The organism is Lactiplantibacillus pingfangensis (assembly GCF_005404945.1).
In the GTDB taxonomy this organism is placed as follows: Bacteria; Bacillota; Bacilli; order Lactobacillales; family Lactobacillaceae; genus Lactiplantibacillus; species Lactiplantibacillus pingfangensis.
In genome coordinates, this window is record NZ_BJDG01000004.1 from 106,453 (window position 1) to 130,678 (window position 24,226).

The 24,226-nt window shown below is 43.5% G+C and carries 24 protein-coding genes; 10 read left to right on the plus strand and 14 right to left on the minus strand.

Going from position 1 to position 24,226, the window contains the following annotated elements; all coding sequences use genetic code 11:
* Position 1: 1 nt before the first annotated feature.
* The gene (locus FFM74_RS02875) at positions 2 to 2,317 is read right to left on the minus strand and encodes an alpha-L-rhamnosidase-related protein (protein ID WP_223877145.1); all 2,316 of its coding nucleotides are present in this window, start codon (positions 2,315 to 2,317) and stop codon (positions 2 to 4) included.
* Between the two features lie 123 nt (positions 2,318 to 2,440).
* On the opposite strand from FFM74_RS02875, the gene FFM74_RS02880 reads away from it, so the two are divergent.
* Positions 2,441 to 3,538 (plus strand): helix-turn-helix domain-containing protein, encoded by a 1,098-nt coding sequence (locus FFM74_RS02880; RefSeq protein WP_137625125.1) that lies wholly within the window; start codon positions 2,441 to 2,443, stop codon positions 3,536 to 3,538.
* 240 nt (positions 3,539 to 3,778) lie between these two features.
* Here the strand turns inward: FFM74_RS02880 and FFM74_RS02885 are convergent, their stop codons facing one another.
* Together FFM74_RS02885 and FFM74_RS02890 are read right to left on the minus strand one after the other, a co-directional pair.
* Positions 3,779 to 4,621, minus strand: coding sequence for an alpha/beta fold hydrolase (locus tag FFM74_RS02885; RefSeq protein WP_137625126.1), 843 nt, complete (start codon positions 4,619 to 4,621; stop codon positions 3,779 to 3,781).
* A gap of 13 nt (positions 4,622 to 4,634) precedes the next feature.
* Positions 4,635 to 5,636, minus strand: a complete 1,002-nt coding sequence (locus tag FFM74_RS02890) for an NADP-dependent oxidoreductase (RefSeq protein ID WP_137625127.1) — start codon at positions 5,634 to 5,636, stop codon at positions 4,635 to 4,637.
* A 157-nt stretch (positions 5,637 to 5,793) separates the two neighbouring features.
* On the opposite strand from FFM74_RS02890, the gene FFM74_RS02895 reads away from it, so the two are divergent.
* Complete coding sequence (locus tag FFM74_RS02895) at positions 5,794 to 6,336, plus strand: TetR/AcrR family transcriptional regulator (RefSeq protein WP_137625128.1); 543 nt, start codon at positions 5,794 to 5,796, stop codon at positions 6,334 to 6,336.
* Positions 6,337 to 6,389: 53 nt separating this feature from the next.
* Here FFM74_RS02895 and FFM74_RS02900 read toward each other — a convergent pair whose 3' ends face one another.
* The 4 genes from FFM74_RS02900 to FFM74_RS02915 form a co-directional block, all read right to left on the minus strand.
* Positions 6,390 to 7,208, minus strand: coding sequence for a DUF6681 family protein (locus FFM74_RS02900; RefSeq protein WP_137625129.1), 819 nt, complete (start codon positions 7,206 to 7,208; stop codon positions 6,390 to 6,392).
* Between the two features lie 3 nt (positions 7,209 to 7,211).
* On the minus strand, positions 7,212 to 7,676 hold the full coding sequence (locus FFM74_RS02905; protein WP_137625173.1) for a hypothetical protein: 465 nt from the start codon (positions 7,674 to 7,676) through the stop codon (positions 7,212 to 7,214).
* Positions 7,677 to 7,842: 166 nt separating this feature from the next.
* Positions 7,843 to 8,286, minus strand: coding sequence for a Fur family transcriptional regulator (locus FFM74_RS02910; RefSeq protein WP_137625130.1), 444 nt, complete (start codon positions 8,284 to 8,286; stop codon positions 7,843 to 7,845).
* 70 nt (positions 8,287 to 8,356) lie between these two features.
* The gene (locus FFM74_RS02915; RefSeq protein ID WP_137625131.1) at positions 8,357 to 8,935 is read right to left on the minus strand and encodes a guanylate kinase; all 579 of its coding nucleotides are present in this window, start codon (positions 8,933 to 8,935) and stop codon (positions 8,357 to 8,359) included.
* Positions 8,936 to 9,087: 152 nt separating this feature from the next.
* Here FFM74_RS02915 and FFM74_RS02920 point away from each other — a divergent pair, with 152 nt between their 5' ends.
* Positions 9,088 to 9,237 carry a hypothetical protein gene (locus FFM74_RS02920; RefSeq protein WP_137625132.1) on the plus strand — a complete coding sequence of 50 codons (150 nt, stop codon included), beginning with the start codon at positions 9,088 to 9,090 and terminating at the stop codon, positions 9,235 to 9,237.
* A gap of 199 nt (positions 9,238 to 9,436) precedes the next feature.
* Here FFM74_RS02920 and FFM74_RS02925 read toward each other — a convergent pair whose 3' ends face one another.
* Together FFM74_RS02925 and FFM74_RS02930 are read right to left on the minus strand one after the other, a co-directional pair.
* On the minus strand, positions 9,437 to 9,856 hold the full coding sequence (locus FFM74_RS02925) for a bis(5'-nucleosyl)-tetraphosphatase (protein WP_137625133.1): 420 nt from the start codon (positions 9,854 to 9,856) through the stop codon (positions 9,437 to 9,439).
* Positions 9,857 to 9,918: 62 nt separating this feature from the next.
* The gene (locus FFM74_RS02930; RefSeq protein WP_137625134.1) at positions 9,919 to 10,734 is read right to left on the minus strand and encodes a PfkB family carbohydrate kinase; all 816 of its coding nucleotides are present in this window, start codon (positions 10,732 to 10,734) and stop codon (positions 9,919 to 9,921) included.
* A gap of 235 nt (positions 10,735 to 10,969) precedes the next feature.
* Between FFM74_RS02930 and FFM74_RS02935 the strand changes: the two genes are divergently transcribed.
* Both FFM74_RS02935 and FFM74_RS02940 read left to right on the plus strand, forming a co-directional pair.
* Complete coding sequence (locus FFM74_RS02935) at positions 10,970 to 12,367, plus strand: amino acid permease (protein WP_137625135.1); 1,398 nt, start codon at positions 10,970 to 10,972, stop codon at positions 12,365 to 12,367.
* Positions 12,368 to 12,485: 118 nt separating this feature from the next.
* Positions 12,486 to 12,764, plus strand: coding sequence for a transposase (locus tag FFM74_RS02940; protein ID WP_137625136.1), 279 nt, complete (start codon positions 12,486 to 12,488; stop codon positions 12,762 to 12,764).
* Between the two features lie 247 nt (positions 12,765 to 13,011).
* Here FFM74_RS02940 and FFM74_RS02945 read toward each other — a convergent pair whose 3' ends face one another.
* Positions 13,012 to 13,413: an OsmC family protein gene (locus FFM74_RS02945; protein WP_137625137.1), complete on the minus strand. Its 402-nt coding sequence runs from the start codon at positions 13,411 to 13,413 to the stop codon at positions 13,012 to 13,014.
* A 144-nt stretch (positions 13,414 to 13,557) separates the two neighbouring features.
* Between FFM74_RS02945 and FFM74_RS02950 the strand changes: the two genes are divergently transcribed.
* Positions 13,558 to 16,002 (plus strand): Xaa-Pro dipeptidyl-peptidase, encoded by a 2,445-nt coding sequence (locus FFM74_RS02950; RefSeq protein ID WP_137625138.1) that lies wholly within the window; start codon positions 13,558 to 13,560, stop codon positions 16,000 to 16,002.
* Between the two features lie 167 nt (positions 16,003 to 16,169).
* Complete coding sequence (locus tag FFM74_RS02955) at positions 16,170 to 16,970, plus strand: Fic family protein (RefSeq protein ID WP_137625139.1); 801 nt, start codon at positions 16,170 to 16,172, stop codon at positions 16,968 to 16,970.
* A 70-nt stretch (positions 16,971 to 17,040) separates the two neighbouring features.
* Here FFM74_RS02955 and FFM74_RS02960 read toward each other — a convergent pair whose 3' ends face one another.
* The 3 genes from FFM74_RS02960 to FFM74_RS02970 form a co-directional block, all read right to left on the minus strand.
* Positions 17,041 to 19,023: an acyltransferase family protein gene (locus tag FFM74_RS02960; protein ID WP_137625140.1), complete on the minus strand. Its 1,983-nt coding sequence runs from the start codon at positions 19,021 to 19,023 to the stop codon at positions 17,041 to 17,043.
* Between the two features lie 177 nt (positions 19,024 to 19,200).
* The gene (locus FFM74_RS02965) at positions 19,201 to 19,746 is read right to left on the minus strand and encodes a biotin transporter BioY (RefSeq protein WP_137625141.1); all 546 of its coding nucleotides are present in this window, start codon (positions 19,744 to 19,746) and stop codon (positions 19,201 to 19,203) included.
* Entirely contained in the window at positions 19,739 to 20,725 is a 987-nt protein-coding gene (locus FFM74_RS02970) for a biotin--[acetyl-CoA-carboxylase] ligase (protein WP_137625142.1), read from the minus strand. Before FFM74_RS02970 ends, FFM74_RS02965 begins: the two co-directional genes overlap by 8 nt.
* 265 nt (positions 20,726 to 20,990) lie before the next feature.
* Here FFM74_RS02970 and FFM74_RS02975 point away from each other — a divergent pair, with 265 nt between their 5' ends.
* Positions 20,991 to 21,947 carry an NAD-dependent epimerase/dehydratase family protein gene (locus tag FFM74_RS02975; protein ID WP_137625143.1) on the plus strand — a complete coding sequence of 319 codons (957 nt, stop codon included), beginning with the start codon at positions 20,991 to 20,993 and terminating at the stop codon, positions 21,945 to 21,947.
* Here the strand turns inward: FFM74_RS02975 and FFM74_RS02980 are convergent.
* Positions 21,944 to 22,831, minus strand: a complete 888-nt coding sequence (locus tag FFM74_RS02980; RefSeq protein ID WP_137625144.1) for a MurR/RpiR family transcriptional regulator — start codon at positions 22,829 to 22,831, stop codon at positions 21,944 to 21,946. The genes FFM74_RS02975 and FFM74_RS02980 overlap by 4 nt on opposite strands.
* Before the next feature lie 115 nt (positions 22,832 to 22,946).
* Here FFM74_RS02980 and FFM74_RS02985 point away from each other — a divergent pair, with 115 nt between their 5' ends.
* Positions 22,947 to 23,156 carry an antitoxin of toxin-antitoxin stability system gene (locus FFM74_RS02985; protein ID WP_137625145.1) on the plus strand — a complete coding sequence of 70 codons (210 nt, stop codon included), beginning with the start codon at positions 22,947 to 22,949 and terminating at the stop codon, positions 23,154 to 23,156.
* Between the two features lie 105 nt (positions 23,157 to 23,261).
* On the plus strand, positions 23,262 to 24,167 hold the full coding sequence (locus tag FFM74_RS02990; RefSeq protein WP_137625146.1) for a proline-specific peptidase family protein: 906 nt from the start codon (positions 23,262 to 23,264) through the stop codon (positions 24,165 to 24,167).
* The last annotated feature ends 59 nt before the right edge of the window (positions 24,168 to 24,226 follow it).

Genomic DNA, 24,226 nt, shown 5'->3' on the forward strand with positions numbered 1-24,226 from the left:
ATTAACTTTCCTCCAACACCACCGCCACTGGTGCGGTATAGTTCAACACTAGTCGCTCATTCTGAACCTTCCAATCAACATTGACCATGCCCACTGGTGTCTTGACTGAGCCCTTCGCCCACTGCAAATATCCTGGTGTTGGTTTGATTGCCACCGTTCGATAACCTGGCTCTGCCGGTGACACTCCAAGAATCGTGGTTGGCAACTCATACAAAGCTAATGCGCCCCACGCGTGACACTCACTTCGTTCACCAGCCTCAGCTTCAACACTAGTAGTACAATTTTTGGCAATCATCCGCCGCCAAATCTCCCAGTACTGATTGCTTTCAGCATATAAGCCAACTTGTTTTAAAGCTGCAAATAAATAAAATGACATTGCAACCGAACATTGGGCGTACTCCTGTCGATGGTCAATGGTTCGTTTCAAGTTGCGTTGACCTTGCTCATATGAAAGAACATGCGTCAAAATGCCAAAAACTTGTGCATGCTGACTATAGGTTTCCAAGTTGGGACCATCTTGAATCATGCCATTCTTACCCATGCAATATTTCTTAATAGCTATTCTCAGTTTGCTTGCTTGATCGAGATATTTATCTGCAAGCTTGTCAAATCCTAAATGTGCAACAATCTTAATTGCTGCTTGTAAACCGTACAAGTACAACAAGCTTTCAAGGGTAACCGGACCTTTTTTCACAGCACTTGGCACGCCACTGGTTTGATTCCATTCCACTGCCCAGTCGATGAATGACCAATACCTAGAAATACCATTTAAACCACCCAAGTTATCCAAATAGCCTTGATCGGTGACATGCCTGTCAAAATAGGCTAAAATCCGTTCAATTGTTGGTAGGTTGTCTTGCAATAATTGATGATCATCAAAATACATCATATGATCATAGATCATCCAAATATAATAAATCGAAAATGTTGGGATGATATTTTCTTCAAAACTTGGGGAGGATGCATTTAAGGTTCCATCTGGATTTTGTGAACATTTAAAGTCATCAATCGCTTTTCTGGCCAATCGGTCGTCAGCCGAAATCGCATATGTGTATAAAATCTGTGCCCGCGTGTCCATTAAATATTGTTGTTGTTCATAGTAAGGACAGTCTTCATAAGTTTCATGCATACACCGCCGCAAAGTCCGTTCACTCAATTGCCAAATGTCTTGCAAACTTGAATCCGATGTCTGAACTTGTGTTTGGACTTCAAGTGGATAACCAGTGGACTCATAATTAAATTGTGTCAGGGTCAACGGCTGCTGCCCGGTTTCAATCTTTAATCGAATAAATCGAAATGTCCGCAACCAAAACGGCACATACATTTCTGGGCTACTAATGGTTCCCATACCGTTAACCGTATAAGTGTCAAAAAAGCCTTCCAAATTACCGTTTTTGGCATCTTCTCGATCTGCTTTAACATGGATGGTCAAACCATTCACCATTTCAGTTTCGGGCTTCACATAAGCTTCGGATTGTAAAATTTTAATCCGTGCCTGTTTCCCCTCAACAACTGATAATCGTAAATAGCCCGTTTGTTCAGCATTGGCCGTAATCTCGACAATTGCATGTTGCTTAGCCGGAATCGTTAACGGCTGGTCATCCAACAAAAATGCATTCCAACTCGTTAAAGTACTGTTAGTTTGAACCAACTGCTTTATGCCACCAAAACGAGCAAGCTTCCGTTTCATAAACGGGACTGTCCGAGCCACTAAATTTTTCACTTTCAAGACGTTTGGTATTTCATTTTGTCGATACGATTTTGCTTGTTGCCAGCCAGTTAAATCAGCATCTGTGTCCAGCCATTTTTGTAAAATCAGTGTGCTACTGCTTTTTTCATAAATTTGTAAGGGAGCAAAGTCATTTGCTTCACTTACAATTTCAAAATGACGATTAGTAAATGTAAGCCAGTTAGGATCAGTTTTTAAGTCATAGCGCATCTGTTCAGTCACAACTTTGCCTTGAACATACAGCCCAGGCATTTCGGTTCTCACAACACCATAGTTGCCGGCAAGATGAATATCTGGATAACGTAATACTTTTACCCCAATCACATTAAGCCCAACGTGTAAGTAATTACTAATGTCTAATGTATCAACATACCATTTTTTCTGATTGCCCTTTAAAGGTCCAACTTCAACTAATTTTCCATTCACATAAAATTTATAGCGCGAGTCTGCGGTCACTTTAATTTTTGCCAATTCAATGGGACTTGTAATCTCAAGAGAACGCCTAAACAAGACTAACCTTGGGATTTGTTGATCTTTAGCTGTCCAATCCGGTGTCCAGATCCAACCTGAAGTATCATTTGCATTCATAAACTTTCCTCCTCACGCCAATAATTGTATTCGCTTTCAAAATCGGATACAATGTACGTACTGGTTAGGTTTTATTGATCTTATATCATATATCAGCGTGTATTTTGCCAATATATTGATAAAATGCAAACACAATTCACCAAAAAATATGTAAAAGAAGTGGTTCAAATGACTTTAACCGAATTGCTAGCTCAAATGCACAATTACACTAAAATTGAAAAATACTTAATGACTCACAGAGATATTCGGAATAATCAACAACTTATCAACAACTTTAATCAGCATTTAAATCCTGATGAAACTGATAAGATGCTAGTCCCAATCATTAATGAATCTGACACCAGTGAACCAAGTACCTTTCCGGCTGACTTTTTCTTTTCCGAAGATGATCCGTTAAAAGTAAAAATGACACAACACACGCGCTACTCAACCCCCATCCTGCATAAACATGATTTTTACGAAATGTTTTATGTTTATGAGGGCGAATTCATCCAACATATCAATCACGAAACAATGACCATGCATACTGGTGAAATCTGCTTAATTCAACCAGGCGTCTATCATTCACTAGATGTTGATAACTACAGCATCGTGCTAAATATTTTGATTGAGCGTCATACCTTTGAATCTATTTTTTTCAACGATTTAGTCGGAGATAGTACTTTTTCTACTTTCTTTCGGAATGACTTTTTTTCAGAAGAGCTCAATACTTATATTATTTTCAAAACACTAGGTGAACATGAAACACAAGATCTTATTCTTAAAATGTACTTAGAAATTTTAAATAAGCCACAGTACTACACTCAAGTGATTCATTCATATTTACTATTGCTTTTTAGTCATTTACTGAGGCATTTCATGCAAACGGCTATTATCCCAAAGCCTAATAAGAAACAAGATCTGATTGACTTCAAAATTATTACTGCTATTCAAAAGAACTATCAACAAATTACCTTATCAAAACTCGCACATCAATTTCACTACTCAACTCAATATATTTCTCAACGTGTTAAGCATGCAACAGGATTGTCTTTCAGCCAATTCTTACTACAGCGTCGTATGCAGATTGCGACCGAATTATTAAAAAGTACCGATAAAAAGATTAAGATAATCAGTGCCGAGGTCGGTTACAACAATGATGAAAACTTTATTCGGACTTTTAAACGTGAAAACGGCATGCCGCCAGCAAGGTTTCGAGCAAATCATCAATCATTAAATTAATGCTTACTAACAATCTTGGTATAAAAAATCGAAAGAACAAATCCGAATGCTAACCATCAACAAAACGTGCAACCTTTAGATATTTTGAAACTCTTTTACGCAAAAAACTCGTTGACGAAACACTGTCAACGAGTTTTTGGGCCATAAGTATGATTAGCCAACCAAAGACTAAAAAGTTAAAAACTGTCGCAAATACTGTCACATCAACAAGTAACCATGCTTAATCTCAATTTTTGACCGTTAAGCCAAAAATCGGTTTGCTCTTTCAACAAAATCTGAACCATTTTGAAAAATGCTGCCGTGACCGGCATCCGGATATATAACCAATTCGCTATTAGCGAGTTGCCGATGCAAGTCATACATATTGGGCTCAGTTGGCACCATTCGATCATTGTCACCATTCACAACCAAAACTGGTTGCCGTATTTCCGACAAATCAGCCGGTTGTGCGCATCCCCAACGATTAATCGCCTTTAATTGACGCCGATAGGCAAACCAAGAAATCGTACTGTCGCGTTGTTGTTGACGCCGTTTTAAGCGTTTCAAGAACTGGGCAGCACTGGTTTTACCATTGACTGTTCGTGTAAAGAATAATGTTGTTTTAATATCCTTGAAGGTGACCAAGGCCCGAACTAAATCCAGATCTGAAATACGAGTGACATTTTCAATTCCTTCGCCACCTCGAGGGCCAGTTCCAGCCAAAATTACTCGCTGAACGGCTTCAGGATGCTGCTCTAACATTTCTTGAGCAACCATTCCACCCATTGAAAAACCAAGTAGATTAACCTTAGTAAGTTTAAGTGCCTCGATAAACTGCCAAGCATCCTTAGCCATACCTTGAATACGACCTGGCACTTTTCCAGTCGAAGTCCCGACCCCTTGATAATCAAACGTAATCACCCGCTGATGTTTGGCAAGACCATCAATCACCTCGGGATCCCAATTATCTAAATTGGCGGAAAGATGGGTCAATGCAATCAATGGTACACCAACAGCTTCACCTAAATCTCGATAAGCATAAGTAACACCATTGTCGCCCGTAATTTTTTGAGTTGGTACCTTAGTGTAATCAAAATTTTTCATATCCGTCACCTTCCTAAAACTTAATCAGAACTTTGCCTTTAGTCCGGCCATTAGCAACTAAGGCTAACGCATCATTAACTTGTGCGAGTTTAAACTCAGTTGGATCAATTGCAGGAACAATGTTCTCACGTTCAACGATTTCAGTAATTTTTGCCAATTGCGTCCCATCACTGCGGACAAAAATAAAATGATATTGGACACCTGCTTTTTTCGCTTGGCGATCAAGTTGCGCACCAGCCATTGAAAAGAGCAGTGTTTTAGCCACTGATAACTGATGATCTTGTGCAAACCGCCGATTAGGTCCCATCCGTAGTGAAAGTAAGCGACCACCTGGTTTCAAAACCGACAGCTCGTGAACCAATTCCCGTTTGCCAATCGTATCAATCACATAGTCAACTGGCGTGAGTTTTTCCCAATAATTTTCTTTCTTATAGTTAAAGTATTGTGAAATACCCATGGCAGTTGCAGTTTCTTCTCCGCGAGCATTGCCACTTACCATCACTTTCAAGCCTAATTCTTTAGCAATTGGGATGGCCAGCTGACCAAAGGAACCTGAGCCACCTGGAATCATCACACTTTGTCCAGGTTGCGCCCCCAACTCTTCTTTGAAACCTTGATAGGCGGTTAAACCGGTTAAAGCAACCGCAGCAGCGTGTTCAAAGTCCAAATTTTTAGGTTTTAAGGCGACTGCTTGTTCATCAATCGTCACAAATTCCGCAAATGCACCAATCTTAGTCAATGGCAACCGTGAATAGATTTCATCACCAACGTGAAAACGCTGGACTTTTGAACCGACTGCAGTCACAATGCCAGATAACTCATTTCCCATTGTGACTGGCATGGCGTAATTTTGAATCAACTTCACACTGCCACTCCCAATCAGATGTTCCAACGGATTGACTGCCGCCACTTTAACCTGAACAAGAACTTCATTATTGTTAGGAACTGGTTTGGGCAGGTCCTGTACGACCAATTTAAACGCTTTTTCATATTTCATTAATTGCGCTGCTTGCATTTTTAATAAGCCCCTTTTTTACCCGACTTAAGTAACTTTTTCTCTATTTTGTAACTGGACACAGTATAACAAGCTAAGTTACAAAAAGCAAATAAAGTAACTTTACGAATTGATTTGTGTTAGACTAGGTTTAATCAATTAGTCAAGGAGGGGTTTTATGGCTCAAAACACCCGTGCCAAAATTATTGCAACGGCCGAAGCGCTCATCAGCCAAACTGGCAATGCCGGAATTACACTCAACCAGATTGCTGAACAACTCGGCATGACCCACGCCGCTATCTATAAACACTTCCGCAACAAACAGGAGCTCTGGGAAGCGGTCGCCGCCACTTGGTTTAAACGTGAAATCATTGATAAGATCCAAATTACAGCAACTGGGACCCCAGCTGAACAACTGCATGATTGGCTGTGGGCCTTCGTGACTGCTAAAAAAAGAACTTACAACACCAATCCTCAAATGTTTACACTCAACACGCAATATATTGATAACCAGCCAATGGCTCTGCGCACAGTCTTAAAAGACGCCTATCGAATCATTGATACACTCATGAACTACCATGATGAAAATTATGAACGGGCAGAGCTCATTCTGGCCGCTTTCTCAATTTTCACACTACCCAATTTTAAAGAGACTTGGAATGAGCCCGACTATCAGCCACGATTTGAACGCCTTTGGCAACTTATCAAAAATGGTCTATAAAGAAAACAGGATTCCAAGTCGATTTTTCGACCCAGAATCCTGTTTTTTAACGGCTAATTTTCACGATCTTCAAAAGCAACTTGCGCTGTAATCTGATAATCGCCGGGCTGTTCAATCGTTGCTGAACGTCCCGCAATCTTTTCCATGCCGCCAGTAATGACTGTGGAAGCCAGATATAACTTATAATCTTCATGCGCATCGTGGACATCGGTTAGCCCAACGCGCGTAATGTGTCCAACTGGTAATTGGTCAATTTGATTAATGCCGGCGTACACCGTCATTCGATGATTCTCAAGCTTTAATTGCGAATAAGGAATCTGAATGCCCTGACCAATCGCAGCAACCGGATCACCAGTCGCCTTAACTTGTTGCATGATATCTTGATCACTCATGCCACCATAATCCAAGCGTACAATATTAGCAGCTTGCAGTTGATCAACAATTTGATGCACATTTCGTTGTTCTTCACGCGACGTTTTGACCGCGGCTGGTAACAACTCCTGGCCGTCAAAAATACCATTAGCCGGAATATAAGGCTGTTGGGCACCTTGGCGGGCTTGCTTTTCGGCGGCAAGCGCTTCTTTAGGCTTACCTCCTAATAACTTTTCAATTTTTGGTGATAAATCATACTTGGCCTTTTTCTCGGTGAAATAATAAATCACATTCAGCGTAATGAAATAAATAAGCACCAAGAAAACTAGCATGTAGAGCAAGCCCCGTAACCAGGCACCATTGCGCATCAACTGAATGGCAACATAGCCGAGATACAAGTTCCCAGCAATCCCAATTGCGATATAGATTTGGTTCTTGATTTTTAAATTGACATTAACGTAGCCGAGGGCATGGTTGATCATATCTAAAATACTAAACATTGCCTAGTCGCCCCCGTTTGTTGTGGTATCGTTCGTATTGTCCGTCGTCGTCGTGGCAGAACTTGTGGCACTTGACGAAGACTCATCAGACGTCCCACTATTGGTCGACGAGCTTGCGGCTGAGCTAGAACTGGTATCCGTCGTTGAACTGGCAGAATTGGTATTTTCAGCCGAAGAACTGCTGGTCGTTTGCGTATCAGTCGTTGAACTGCTGCTTTCTTGTGAACTTTGATTATCTGAATTAGATGACTCGTTACTCGAGTCTGATGAACTACTATCACTGTTTTTATCACTAGCATTTTTATCACTAGTTGTGCTGCTAGAAGTCGAGACGACGCGACTACTGCTAGCCTTGGCACCATTAACTGTATTCGTTGTTTTATTGACAACCACATTGGTGGCGCCCAGTGCTAAAACGATCGAAACAATTGCAAATGGTGAAATAAATGGTGGTGTTCGATAAGCCATCGATGTCATTCCCTTCTAATCTTTCCATGCGATATTCTCAATCTCTAATTAAACCATGCTTATGGGTCAAATGCATTAAAAGTGGTCGAAATTAATAAAGTCTTTAGGACAAGCTTACCACGTCTCAATCGCCTTTTGGGCAAGAAAAAAGCCGACAGCGTGTCGACTAGTTTTTCTGGGCCGCTTTTGCGGTGCAGTCCTCACACAAGCCATATATTTCCATGCGATGACCGGTTATTTTACAGCCAGGGAGCTGTGCTTCATAGGCATCTAATGGACACGCCTGTAACTCAATAACGCGACCACAATTCGAACAAACAAAATGATGGTGATGTTGGTGTTCAAAATCACACTGATATTTCACCAAGGTCTGATTGTCAGCGGACTTCACTTCTAACAAGCCAAGTGTCTCAAATTCTTTGATATTACGATAAATCGTATTATGACTCATGCCGGCAAACAACGTCCGCATATGCTCATCAACGGCTGAAATCGCTACATAGTGATCCTGATAGGTCACTAGATAATCCAATAGTGCCTGCCGTTGCTTCGTAATTTTTAATTGGTTACGCCGTAATATTGATACCGCTTGTTCCAGTGTCGCTTCCATCTTGCCGGCCTCCGTTTACTAAATCATAATCATTACTATTTAGTTTAGCATACCCGCTTCTGAAAGTGAATTAATTCGCCGACTGTGGATCGGACTGGTACTGGGCAATCAACCGATCCAATTCTTGTTGCGTTTGCGCCCAGTCATCATTGACGATAACTTGGGCGTGACCAACTAACCCTGCCGGTAACTGCTGATCCCGCAAATATTCTTTGCTCGCAACGCGCCGTTCGATCCGAACTTGCTGATCACCACGTTTGGTTAGGCGTTCAATCAAAGCCTGTTGATCACTGACTTCTAAGTAGATCACGACGGCCTGTTCACCAAGTTCATGGGCATAAGTCACGGCGCCTGCCGTATCCAACACAATACTAATCAACGGCGACTTTCGCCAGCCTGCTGCTAAGCCTTCACGCGATGAACCGTATTGGTTACCACTATAGGTCACATGTTCTAAATAATGCTTGGTACGAAAACTGGCTGGCGTCTCAAAATAATAGTCGACCCCATCGCGTTCGCCAACTCTTGGGAGGCGAGTTGTGTGCGTAATCACTTGTGGCATGTTATAGTGTTCTTTCAAATACTGGCTGACAGTTGTTTTACCACTACCAGTCGGACCAGTAATGACAAAAACTTTGTTATGAGTCATTAGGTAGTTCTCTCCTATTTTACAATTTCTGTAAGGCTTTTCATTTGCATTATACCGTGCAACCGTGTATAGTTTCTATCTTGTAAGGTTCAAAGATGATGTAAGCATCTCGTAGCAAAACCAAACAATTTTCATGAAGGAGGTTTTGTCACATGAAATTTCAAGCGACAAACAGCTGGTTCAGTATCGTACTGGATACCCAGCGTCAATTATTCGTTGCAACTGACAAACTTCATCCAGAATTGCGCGCTGAAGGCGTTACAATCGAAGATGCAGTTGCGAACTTAAAAACTCAAGCCTAAAAATCGTTCATTATAATTCAAAAATTGATGTCCATTTTATCTTGCTCTAGTTTCATAGTTTAAAAATTACTGGTAACCGTTTATGCGACGGTGCCAGTAATTTTTTGGCTTAAAACCCGAAACTTGAATGGACAAAAGGACTCGTAAACACTGTCATATAGGCAACAATTAGTGGTGATTCCGCTCCGGCAGTCAGAACCTAATTCAACTTCTTTTCAATGTAATCATTAGCCTGATCGAGTAATTTCTTCAAATTATCGTAAGTCAAACGGTCGCGAGCCGTCGCGTAGTCGAACCAGCCAGTCGCACTGATTTCAATTTGCTGACGCGTGATGGCGACCCCGGCTGGCACTTCACTGACGAATAACGTCATTTGTTTCCGGTTGCCATTAGGTAAATCATATTCAGTGTAACCTTTGAATTTTGTATCCAAGGTAACTGTCAATTGTGTTTCTTCACGAATTTCCCGTAAGGCTGCTTCAGCCAAGGTTTCTTCACCCTCAACGTGGCCCTTCGGGAAGCCCCAAAAATCACTCGTCGCGCTTTGCAACAAGAGATAAGCGGGATGGCCATCTTTTTGCTGATAAACCACGGCACCGCTTGTAACTTCAATACTCATCTCGTGAAATTCCTCCTAATTCGATTTCAATTCATTAACTAGTAGTATAACATTTTCCGTCATTAATCTAGCGTTAAAATCGCATGTAGTAGGCCACCTAGTGCAACGCCTTGCCGCTCATCGGGTCGTTTTTCTGCGAGCGTTTCTGCAACTGCTAGATGTAGCCACTGATTGGCAAGTGTCAAACTACGTGTTAAGGAATAGCCCCGCCCAAGCAGCCCCGCAATAACTGCCGCTAAGGTATCACCGGTGCCATTATAATGACCAGCTAATCGGGGTTCGCCAATAAATTGGACGCCAGCCGCGGTCAACCAAGCACAACCAATTCTACCGTTTTGGGTGACATCGGTAATCACCGCATGGGCTCCTGGCTTCAATAATTTTTGTAACGCAGTCAACGTTTGCAACAGATCTGGTTGATCTGTATAGGGTAAGCCCGCTAACAAGCTCGCCTCGGTGACATTCGGTAAAATGACATCCGCCAAACGAATTAGCTGACGCATCGCGACAACGTAATCATCGTCGAAACCTGAATATAACTTGCCTAAGTCCCCCATGACTGGATCAACCACTAACAAGTCCAAGGCTTGTTGCGCCAAATAATCTTGTAACAACTGGCAAAGTTCAACCGTCCCAACATAGCCAATCAACCCTTGCTTAAAATCTAACTGGGCCACCGTCCAATGTTTAAAAACTTTTGGCAACCAATCTGCTAGATTCATGACTGCCGGTGTGCCGTAACCACTCGTATGGGTCGATAATAGGCTGGTCGGCAACGCCGCAACTTGATAGTCCATGGCGGTCAGTACGGAAACCGCCGCTGTCAGCGAAATCCCACCGACAGCTGATAAATCTTCTGCGACTAACATTGATGACATTTTGCCTACCTCCTCTTAAACTCGTTTCACTAATCATCTTATCAGAATTCAAACGCATTGTAACGCGTATTAGTCCCGTTAAACGCCCCAATAAACCAGTTAGGCTGGTCACTTTTTAAATTAGCACCTGATTCTAATTGACTTTTAATAATCAGTCACGGTATCATGTGAACATAGTTAATTGTCGAATTGTAACAATGAACTGTTAATAATCACCAAAAAGGAGACAAAATTTATGGGGATTCGTCAGCGCGTGTTTCAGAAAGAAAATCTGTCGCGCTATTTACAAAAAGATAGTCAATTTGAGCGGACCCTATCCGCCGTCGATTTAATTGCATTAGGTATTGGGGCCGTCATCGGAACTGGGATTTTTATCTTACCAGGGACTGTGGCCGCCACTAAAGCCGGCCCAGGAATTATTCTATCATTCGTAATTGCGGCCATCGTTTGTGCACTCGCCGCCATGTGTTATGCCGAGTTTGCATCCGTCCTGCCAGTCGCCGGTTCTGCTTATTCCTATGGGAACATCGTGTACGGTGAAATGATTGGCTGGATCATCGGTTGGGCCTTAGTTCTCGAATACGTCTTAGCCGTTGCCGCCGTCGCGGTCGGTTGGGCCGCCTACTTTAACTCGTTTATTGCTGGCTTCGGGCTTAAGCTTCCGAAAGCTATCACCGGTTCTTTTGATCCCGCACACGGCACTTACGTTAACTTGGTTGCCATTTTGATTGTTTGCGTGATTGCTTGGATTATTGATGAAGGCTTAAAAACTTCCGTCCGTTTGAACAATATTATTGTTGCTGTGAAATTAGCAATTATTGTCATTTTCCTATTAGTTGGCTCATTCTATGTGAAACCAGCGAACTGGACGCCATTTGCACCGTTTGGCATCAATGGGATTTTCAAAGGTGCAGCCGTCGTCTTCTTTGCCTACTTAGGCTTTGATGCTGTTTCTTCTTCCGCGGCAGAAGTTAAAAATGCCAAAAAGAACATGCCGATTGGGATCATTGGCACGTTGGTCGTTTGTACCGCCTTCTATATTATGGTCTCTGGCGTGTTGACTGGGATGGTTTCCTACAAATTGTTGAACGTCGACGATGCGGTCACCTTTGCGTTACAACTGGTCCATCAAAACTTCGTTGCTGGGATCGTTTCAATTGGCGCGTTAGCGGGGATGTTTACCATGATGGTCACGATGATCTATAGTAGTTCCCGATTGCTTTATTCAATTGGTCGTGATGGCTTACTACCAAGTTTCTTAGGTAAAATTGACAAACATCATGCGCCCAAACATGCGATGATTACTGTGACGGTTGTGATTTCCTTGCTTGGTGGCTTCATTCCACTTGGTCAATTGGCAAACTTAGTTAATATCGGCACATTGATTGCCTTTACATTTGTTTCATTTGGCATCTTGTTATTACGCAAAAATCCAACTTTAAACAAGATTAAGGGTTTCCGAGTGCCATTCTACCCAGTTCTCCCGATCGTTTCTGGACTGTTGTGCCTCTTCATGATGACCCAATTGTCACTCGAAACTTGGGTGGCGTCACTTGCTTGGTTCGTCTTTGGCCTGATCATCTACTTTAGTTATGGGATTCGCCATAGTAAAATGAATCAAAAATTAGATTAAGCACATTCAACAAACCGAACGCTCAGATAAATTCTCTGGGCGTTTTTAATTATCACAAGTGACAGCGGTTACAATAACCGTTATACTAAGGGCAACAATTTAAGGAGCGTGATTTTCAATGTTACCACCAAAAGAAATGCATGAAGCTTGGAAGATGCATCATGAACGTGTTTATAACATGGCACACGATTATCCTTGGCTAATTCCAGCCTTGACCGTTCTGCACACGATTCCGGTCGCCATCGCAATTAGCGGCTTTTACAAGACCCATCGCAAATATCTCGAACTCAAGATTGAAAAAGAAAAGACTAAGCGCGAAGCCTTAGAAAAGGTCGACAAAGTGGAAGATGTCGTTAAATCTGCCCACCCACATTGTCCAAGACATCATGGCTGTTAATTAACCACCAGCCCAAAAAGGATCTGATTGATGACAAGTTTGTCTAATCAATCAGATCCTTTTGATTACAAGTTTAAAGTCCAAGAAAGCTATCGCGAGCACTATCATGTCAGCAATGCGCGCTTATAAATTTGTTGTGAGCACCATCGCACAAAGGTTCCGGGCGAGGGCCAAGACGTGTCTGACTTGAACCGGTCCCACGGCCGCATGTTATCAGTGGCGACTGGAAGCAACAGTTAACCTTTAATTACAAATGAATCTTGACGTTCACGTTATCCCCGAGCAGTTTAGCCACTGGACAGCGGGTTTCAGCAATCGCTAACCAGTGAGCCGCCGTACTCAAATCCACTTCTGGCACCGTCACTTTGGCATCTAGGAAGAACTGATAGCCAAACCGGTCACGGGACATCCGAACAGTCGTTTCGACCTTGCTTTGGTGCGGCACATCATGTTCCTTCTCAATCGCTTCAAGCGTGGCATTTAAACATGTACTCAATGCGAGCCCAATGAGTTGTTCCGGATTGGACCCGGGATCGGGTTTAGTGGGACTAGCTACGGGAACCCGCATCCCACCTTCGATAAAGGCTTCACCATGAATGCCATCTTCGTTAATTGCTTTCGTCGTATACAAAATCGGAAATTCAGCCATGCGATATCCATCTCCAAATTCAAATTAAGCTCAATGTACCACAGGATGGCAGCGATGTCAGTGATTCAATCTCACTTCCCATTCTAGCCTTGAATAGCGTTATAATAATAGCTAAAACTAATCATAATTATGAAGGATAATCCTATGAAAAATAATCAATTTGCAATCGTGCCTACTGATTCTGAAACGGCGATTGCCGAACTCACCAAAATCCAGTTTATTACCGCTGACATGCGTGCGTTAACCACTGTTCCAGCAGTTTACCGAGCCCTGTTAGCTAAAAGTTTTCCTGAAGTTCATTCTGAGGCTGGTCTAACCCACAAATTTGCGAACTTAATGGCCACTAGCCAACGTACGCTTGCTGAGTGGTTGGACAGCGCCACGATTGTTAGCAATCAAGTTTTTTATAATGTCGGCTTACAATTATTAGGTTTCTTGCCTGGTCAAGATTTCGATCTCGCCGATCCGCTGCTCGCCATGCGAGATATTCATCTCCCAATGGTTGGTGAGTCCGCCTTTGATCGTGAATCACTCTACTACGCTTGGTACTTACTGTTAAATACCCGCGGCGTCCAAGGTCAAACCTTGATTGAATTGCTCACGACTCGTGGCTTTTTTGCCCCATTTTACCTGCGCGATAAGGATCAGCAGCCCTTATTTTTCAACGGCAAGGCCCAAGCCGTCTTTGATACCGACAAACTCATCCGTGAAGTCGTCTACGTTGAAGCGCCGCTTGATACCGATCATGATGGTCAACGTGACCTATTAAAAGTGGAAATTCTACGACCAGCGGCTACGAATCATGGTTTAAAGGTGCCGGTGCTATATACGGCTAGCCCATACAACCAAGGGATTGACGACCAGGCCGGCAAAGCCCAGATGCATGACGTGGACGTTCCACTGACGGCTAAGACGCCAGACCATAACACTTACGCCGATATTGAATTTAACGCTACCGCACCGGACTTACCGGCAGCCCGTCCGATTGACGAAACCACGACCGAAGCAGAAGAAAGCTTTGGTCGGGAACGTTCTTATACTCTGAATGATTATTTCTTAGCCCGCGGCTTCGCGGTCGTTTACGCTGCCGGTATTGGTTCCGTTGACTCCGACGGCTTAGCCCCAACTGGTGATGAAGATGAAACTGCGTCAACAATCGCCATCATCGAATGGCTGACTGGCAAACGCAACGCCTTTACGACGCGTGATGGTGACATTGCGATTAAAGCTTGGTGGACTAACGGTTCGGTGGCGATGACTGGTCGGTCTTATTTAGGCACCCTTGCGACCGCTGCCGCAACTACTGGGGTCGACGGTCTGAAAACGATCATCTCGGAAGCAGCCATCTCCAGTTGGTACGACTACTATCGTGACAATGGCTTGGTCGTCGCACCAGATACCTTCCAAGGTGAAGATACCGACGTGCTCGCCGCCGAAGTCTTTTCACGTAGTCTTAAAGCCGGCGATGCTCATCACATTCAAGGAAAATTTGACAAAAAACTGGCAGAATTAACCGCTGATCAAGATCGTGATACTGGGAGCTATAACCGCTTCTGGGATGAACGAAACTATCTGAAAAATGTCGATAAAATTAAGGCAGATATTGTGATGGTCCACGGTCTCAATGATTGGAACGTCAAACCGCGGAACGTTGCCAACTTATGGGATAAGCTTCAAGCGGTGCCGGTTGCCAAAAAATTAATTTTGCATCAAGGACAACACATCTATATTAATAATTTACAGTCACTCGATTTTACCGACATGATGAATCTCTGGCTCAGTCATGAACTTTATGGGTTGGATAACCATGCGGAAGGGCTATTGCCAAATGTCTTAGTTCAAGACAATACGGCCGCCGAAACTTGGACCGCGCATGATAATTGGTGGGAAGATGCTGACAAGTCGCTTGATTTTAAGGTGCAGTACAAGGAACTCGTCCCAGCCGATCATGAAGTCGACCAACGTGCCGCCCACTTTACGGACAAGTTGCCAGATAAGCTATTCCAACACTATCAACAACATTTAGACGCCTGGCAAAATGACCTGCTCAGTGAAGACAAAAGCAGTCCCTTATACAATCACCGCCTGTTATTCAAATCATGGCAAGCGCCCGCAGATCAGTTGCTCGTTGGCCGGCCTAAAGTCAGTGGTTCCGTTGCGGTTAATCAAAACTTTGGGATGCTGAGCTTCATGTTGATTGATTTTGGCTTGGCACAACGCTTGACGGTTAGTCCACAGTTGATTGCCGCTAAGGCGCTCGACCTCGGTTACCACTGGCGTGAAGATGACTTGAAAGACTTTAAGTTAGCGCCCGCCACCCCATTTAAAATGATCACGAAAGGTCATTTGAATTTGCAGAACCGGCATGAGCCTTGGCACGCCGAAGCCATTCAACCGAACCAGTTCAATGACTTCAGTGTAGAACTTCAACCAATCTTCCACCGGTTACTTGCCGGACATCAATTGGGTCTCGTGATTTATGCAACGGATATGAAGATGACGGTTCGCGGGAATCAGGATTTACAATACTCACTGAACCTAAATGACATTAAGTTACAGATTCCACTGAAAACTTTGAGTGCAAAATAACAATACGATTAACCCCAAATAAAGCTGCCGTATAAGGGCTTTATTTGGGGTTAATTTGGCTGAGTACAAAAAACAGGATTCATTTGTGGCAACACCAATTAAACTGCATTAAAAACACTTATATCATATAATATAACTATCGAATTTAATGACTAGGGGGAAAGACCATGAAATCGACGCTTACGACACAATTAAAACAACTAACCGACTTAAAAATGCAACTCTCAGGGTATCGGCCACTCTCAGAAAAACAAGTTGCGCAATTAGAACGCGAAATTCGAGTTGAGCATGTTTGGTCTAGTAACGCCATTGAAGGCAATCGTATGACCATGTTTGAAACACGATCCATCTTAGACGCCGGCATGACCGTCCATGAATTACCGATTAAGTCCGTTTTGGAAACTTTGGATCTGGGAAGTGCCTATGACTATATGTTGGATCTAGTCACTCGGATGCAGCCCCTTACACAAACTACTATTCGCGACTTAAATCGCATTGCAACCATGAAAACCGCTGACACAGTTAATGAAGCTGGTGTTTATCGCGCGGTGAACGTTTGGCCGAATGGTCGTGAAGATCGTCCGTATACGGCGCCCTTTGACATTCGTCCAGCGATGGCTGACCTAATTACTTGGTCAACTACGGCTCAACAGCAACTACACCCGGTCCAATATGCAGCAGAATTACACTTTCGCTTCGTCACCATCCACCCGTTCATTGATGGCAATGGTCGTACCGCCCGATTGCTCATGAACTTCGCACTTTTACAAGCCGGTTACCCGATTATCAATGTCCAACCCGACAAAAATAGTCGCAAGGCCTATATGGCTGCACTTGAAACTGTCCAAGTTAATCACGACTCACAGGTATTCACACGTTTAATCATGACCTACGTCACGGCATCATTAACAAACCGACTACAGATTTTAAAACTTAATGAACAAAATATTAATGATGCCCAAGAATGACCGCTAAAAAATACGAGCTATAATGATTGGAAAATTCCAAGATCATTACAGCTCGTATTTTTTGAGTGGCTTAATTATTATTAACTTTAGCAATCTGGTTCGCAATCAAAGCCGTCAAATACCGATTACCAGTGGCGTTCGGATGAACATTATCACTGGCAAACCAAGTGCTTTGATTCAAGGCTTCACCATACCAATCAATCACATGGACATTGGCATACTTTTTACCCGTTGCATTAATTTGATTGTTCACTTGATTCTGCCAACTTTGGGTTGGCACGTGGGCCGTGACCCAGAAAATCTGATGATCACTCCCAATGGCTTGGACGACTTGATCGGCTTGTGGGCCGGTAACCGTGCCGTTGGTCCCAATATTTACTAGCACATTGTGGGCTAACTGCCCTTGTGACTTCAATGCCGCAATAATTCCTGGCACATCTGTCACTTGGCGACCAACTTTACCTTGCACCGTCGTTCCAGGGATGACTTGCTGTAAATCAGCAGAAACGTCTAACAGAACAGAGTCCCCGACCGCCGTTAAAGCAGTATTGTTCATGGCAAGTACGACTTGCGGCTTCAAACCGTAGTCACTCGCGACTTTTTTCTGCGGATCGGTCAGCTTATCGTAAGCTTGTTTCGTTTTCATCTTGTCGGCTGCCACTTGCTGTGACGCCGCCGAAGCCTGAGCTGCGGCCTTTTGACGCTTCAAAGCGGCCGCATTTTTCTTCTTGGCAGCTTGCGTATTCTTGTCAATGGTCGTCTGCAAGGTCGTTTTTTTGTTGCTAGCCGCCTTACTTGGTTGTTGAACGAAGCCGACTGCCGTAATCACAAAAAGCACCGTCGCTAAACTCGCCATCGTGCCAGTCACCCGATTGAAATGAGGGGCCCGGAAAAAGTCGCGAATATCCGTAAACAACTGACCATAATCGTAATGCCGCATGGGGTTTTCAATGAAGCGATAACTTAATTCTGTCACTAACAGAATTAAGGCCACTTCAATCAAACTGTTGACCAATGGATGATTCCCAATGTTATGCACCTTAGTTTCGTAAAAAATCATGACTGGGAATTGGTACAAATAAATTCCATAACTGCGTTGTCCGATATACGTAAAGACTGGGTTAGTTAGTAAACGATTCATATGGCTCGCTGGATGAGCAACGGTTGCCACCAAAATCCCGGATAGAATCGTAAAGATCAACATACCACCACGATACGTAAAAGCAGATTGACCAGACATTTGGAAAAACATGATGATTAAGGCAATCAGCGACCCACCACCTAAAACATCTAACGTAATCTGATTGCCCATATTCACATCTTGCGGCAATTCTCGTGACGGCCAGATGAATGCCAGTCCTGAACCAATCAAGATGGCAAACATCCGCGTATCAGTCCCATAGTAGACCCGGTTCGTATTCGCTGGGTCATACAACAAGGCCATTGCCAAGGCCGAAGCTAAGGCTGCGACCATCATAATCACAAAAATCCGACTCCGTTTTTTAAAGACTAACAATAAAAAGATGACGACCAACGGCCAAAATAAGTAATACTGGCCTTCAATTGAAAGTGACCATAAATGTGTAAAAGGTGACTCACCATTAAACCGATCAAAATAACTCTGACCGTGACCAATCTCAAACCAATTGTAAACATACGCTAAATTGGTCATCACGGTCGCCCGGATATTTGTCAACAAAGACCTTTGAAACAACGTGATATACGCAGTTGTTGCTAGGAGCATTGCGACTAACGCCGGATACAGTCGTCGCAAGCGCCGCCCATAAAAATTCCACAAGTGGATATAATCATGAGTTTCCCATTCTTGCAACAAAATATCTGTAATCAAATAACCCGAAACGACGAAGAAGATTGGTACACCCAAGTATCCACCTTGTAGTGACGCTGGCATTAAGTGATAGATAATCACCCCGAGGACCGCCAAAGTCCGGATGCCATCAAAGCCGGTGATGTAACGTCGCGGGTGCATCTTATGCCGATTCATCCGTCGCATCGTGCGACTCATGTTCACGCCCTGCAAATTTTCGTTCATTTCCCATTACCCCTTGATTTGTTTCTGTCAGTAACCACTACCTAAACTCGTGACGCTAATGTCCCTACTATAATATGTCATGCACCCGCTTGACTAGTATTACTTAATATTATTTAGTTATTCTTATTAACCGTCTCATTTATTAAACCCAATAATTAATTAAGTGAGTTACTGGGGCTAATTTTTCATTTGGAAGCGTTCCGGTAACCGCTGTAAAATTGCTTTAGCCGCGACAACCACAAGAACTACTTTAATTATAGCCGGAATTAAAAACGGTGTCACGCCACTTGCAAGCGCCGCTGAAAATGATAACTTGGCTGATAAAACTAGCCAGTACGCACCCGCTAAAATCTGTATGCCGGCGCCAAATAAATTGCCAAAGATTAATGCGGGTGTTTGTTTGGTAAATTTACGAAAGACCCCCATAATCCAGACATATAAGAAGAAGCCCCATAAATAGCCGGCTGTCGGCCCAAATAACGCTGCTAACCCGGCCGTACTACCTGCAAACACTGGTAAACCAATTAACCCTAGTAAGAGATAAATGCCAATTGCCCAAGTGCCAACCGTTGCTGGCACGATACTTGCTATCAGACCAACGGCCAACGTCTGACCAGTCAATGGAATCAGACCGATTGGAATCGTAATTTTAGAGCAAATTGCTAGCCCAACGGCCAACTCTGCGGCAATAATCAGCCGACTTAATTGTGTGTGTTTAACCATGATAATCCCCCGTTAACAAATTGACTTTTGTAATTTCACCAGAGCTTACCCGTTGCACACGGCCTGACGGCAATTGTACAACCAAAGCCCCAGTTGAATCAATATCTTTCACGACACCTTTGATAATTTTTGCGCCACTTTTTAATTCGACCTGCTGATTAATCACCATCGACAGGCGCCGATAATCGGTCATAAAATCGCCAGTTGTATACGTTTGATAATTGTTAAAGAATTCAGTCAACAGCTTAACGATGACTTGATTGCGAGTGACGTCTGTCTGCGCCGTGATGGCACCCGCCTTGCTTGATAAGGCCCCTGGAAAATTTTGGGTGGTTAAATTGATACCAATCCCAACAATGACCGTAGAAATTTGCCCACCTTCTAAATCTGCAACCGCTTCCGATAAAATCCCAACAGCTTTATGATGGTTCACTAAAACATCATTGACCCATTTCAGCTCAACTTTCACATCAAACAATGCCGTTAACGTCTTAGCAACGGTCACCGCAGTACTAGTCGTCAAGAGTCCCGGATCAAACGTTTGCTGACTAGGCATCGGCAAGCCAATACTTAAATAAATTCCCGTTGACTCCGGTGAATAAAAGTCGCGACCTGAGCGACCATAACCGGCCGTCTGCGTCTCGGCAATCACAACGGTCGGTTGGGTCAGTTTTGTGCGACTCACCAACCGTTTTAAATAAGCATTCGTTGAATCGACCGTTGGTAAAACCACCAGTTGTAATGCTAGGTCACTAGGTAGCCCCATTTGAATCACGGTCGCACTCAATTGATTAGTCGCCACGTAGCGATAGCCACGACCATGCCGACTCTCGATTGTGTACCCGGCAGTTTGTAACCCTTGAATCGTTTTCCAAATGGCCGTGCGACTAATACCAAACTGCTGGGCCAATTGGTCGCCAGAACAGTATTCTGGTGCTGCTTCAATCAGTTGCTTTAAAACTTCTGTCTGTGTTGCCATGCTGTCATCACCTATGCAATAGATTTGTTAACCCATTATTTCATATTGGTTAACAAATCGCAATCAGATCAATTATTTCATGGGATTATTGATTTTATTTTTTTAGGGACCACCATTAAATCCTTTAGATTATGGCGGTTCTTTTACAAAATGTGACCCCAAACACCTCAAAATTGAGAAAGCCTTTCTAACTTAAATTCAACCTATTTTCAGTAGGCAACTGGGCTGATAAACTATGGTCATTCAGTTAAGGAGGAACTTAAAAATGAAAAAAGCAGTTGTTCTAGGTGGCGCTGGCCATATCGGTTCGTATCTCGTGCCAATGTTAGTTAAAGCTGGTTATGCCGTAACTTCAGTGACTCGTGGCAAGCATCAACCCTATGTGACCGACCGCGCGTGGCGCCATGTCGAACACTTATATTTGGACCGAAGCAAAGACAGCCAGTTTGCAGCTAAAGTGGCCGCAATCAATGCTGATGTAGTTATCGACCTAATTAGTTTCACCTTAGTGGATACACAAAAAATGGTCGCCGCATTAAAGGCCACCAAATTGAGTCACTATCTGTTCTGTTCGTCCGTCTGGGCGCATGGCCGGGCTGAAACCTTACCGGCCGACCCGAATGGCGTCAAGCACCCACTCGACGAATACGGCAAACAAAAATATGCCAGTGAACAATATTTGAAACAAGCTTATCTTGAAACTGGTTTTCCAGCGACCGTCATCATGCCCGGTCAGATTTCAGGCCCGGGTTGGATAATCATGAGTCCCTTAGCCAATGGTAACACGGATGTCTTTCAACAAATCGCCGACGGTCAGGCCATCAGTTTACCAAACTTTGGGATGGAAACTTTACACTTAGTCCATGCTAGCGATGTCGCACAAGTCTTTTTTAAAGCGGTCACTCATCGTAATCAAGCACTCGGCGAAAGCTTCCATGCAGTTGGTACTAGTTCGCTTACACTGTACGGCTACGCGCTGGCCATGTATCGTTTCTTTGATACGACCCCACAGATCAACTTTTTACCGTGGGACGCCTGGAAAAAAGTCATCAATAATCCAGTCGATGTCGACAAAACCTACTATCATATTGCGCGCAGTGGTCAGTATAGTATCGCCAATGCGCAAAAGTTACTCGACTATCAACCACAATATACCCCGATTGAAGTCGCCGAAATTGCGGTCCAAAGTTACCTAGACCGTGGGATTATCCACCACGCCTAGTCAACATCATCATCAATAATCTGATTATCAATTGGTCGTTGCTGTCCCTCTGTTAATTCCGCGAGTTGTTGCTTGAACTGGAAATTTTGATCATAGTTCAGTCCAAAATAACTGCCATATAAAATATCCAAAACAAGGCTCATGGACTGTAACGAAGAAAAGCCGCCAATTTTAGAATAAGCTTTTTCCCGCGTCGTTACGTGTAAGGTCACATCCGCGAGACGTGACAAGTGGTTTTCGCCAATACTGGTGATGGCGATTAACGGAACGTGGTTCTGCTTTAAATAACCCAGTGCCTGAAATAACGGATCTGATTCGCCAGAATAGGATAAACAGATGGCACAATCCGCACTTGTCAGCATGGCGGCTTCTTGAAATAGCATATTCTGAATGGGAAACGCCGTCGCAGTTTTACCGATATGCCGCATTTTATAAACAAATTCTTCAGCAACAAAGTTTAAATTAGCCAAACAAAATAAATTAACCGTCCGGTGAGTCGCGATGATTTGCCGGGCTTTTTGTAAAGAATCGTGGTCAATTAACGCCAGCGTATCCTTAGCACTTTCGATTTCAAGTTGGGCGAGTTTACCAGCAATGTCCATCGCCGAATCTTGGGCCGTAAACGGTCGGTTGGCATCTAGCCCTTGAAAATTTGTTTGTAAGTAGTCGACTTCTGCCAAGAAACTCGCTTTTAAGTCCCGCCAACCATTGAAGCCTAACTTTTTGGCGACTCGGACAATCACTGACGGCGACGTATAGGTCGCCGCCGCAAGTTGCGGCGTGCCATATGATTTTAACTGATCTTGTTGTTTCAACATAAATGCGACAATGAGCCGTTCATTTGGCGAAAAGGTCGTCTGGGCCATTTTTTCTTGGAGTAACATGTCTCTCACCTCGCTTCAATCGTACCGATTTGTAACCGTTATCGCAAGTCCGTTGACTAGGCTTATCTCGGCAACTGAGTCATACTCAGACTATCACAACGAGGGGGTAGTCACGATGACTGTTAGATTACGCAGAGTAGGTCAGACCAACCTATTGGATCTGCCTAGCCAAATCAAACCAATGTACTCAGAATTCACCGTCTATCAAGGCCGCGATGGTCAAATCGTTTATACGCCAGTCCAATCTAATCCATTTTTGGATGCAAAATTCATCGCCACTCACGACTTCACACAAGACGACATTTTTCCGGACACTCACCACTAATTGTCACTGCTTGTCGTCCCTTTTGACCCTTACTCCTTAACAGTGGTAAGATAATGACAATCATGTGCCGGTCACGGCATAAATAACGCGAAATTAGGTGATCATTTGAAACAAGGAACAACGATCCTCACGCTGGATAATGGCTACCATTTATGGACCAACACCCAAGGCGAAGGCGACATCAAGCTGCTTTGCTTACATGGTGGCCCTGGTGGCAATCATGAATACTGGGAAAACTTTGGTGAAAAGTTAGCCGATCTCGGTGTCCAAGTTACGATGTATGACCAACTTGGCTCATTTTATTCTGACCAACCCGACTATTCCGACCCAGAAATTGCTAAGAAGTATTTGACTTACGATTACTTCTTGGATGAAGTTGAAGAAGTTCGTCAAAAGCTTGGTTTGGATAACTTCTATTTAATCGGTCAATCATGGGGCGGTGCCTTAGTCATGATGTATGCGTTGAAATATGGTCAACACCTCAAGGGTGCCATCATTTCAAGTATGGTCGATAACATTGAAGAATATGTCGTTAACGTCAACAAATGTCGTGAAGAATGCTTACCAGCCGATGCGGTTGCTTATATGAAGCAAAAAGAAGCTGAAGGCAACTGGAATGATCCCCAATACCAAAAGTATGTGGATGTGTTGAACGCCAACTATGTTGACCGGAAACAACCAAAAGCGATCTCACATTTGATTGATACGACTGCCACACCGGTCTACAACGCCTTCCAAGGTGATAACGAATTCGTCATCACCGGTAAGTTGAAGGAATGGGACGTGCGTGACCAAATTCATAACATCAAAGTGCCAACTTTATTGACCTTTGGTGAGCATGAAACAATGCCATTAGCTTCCGCCCGCCGGATGGCTCGTGACATTCCGAACTCACGCTTAGTCACAACGCCAAACGGTGGTCATCATCATATGATTGATAATGCCCCCGTCTACTTCGACCACTTGGAACAATTTATCAAAGACGTTGAAGCCGATACCTTTAACAAATAGCCATTAAAATCCCGTCAAGTTATTGGCGGGATTTTTATTTGGCTTAATTTCCATCGTGA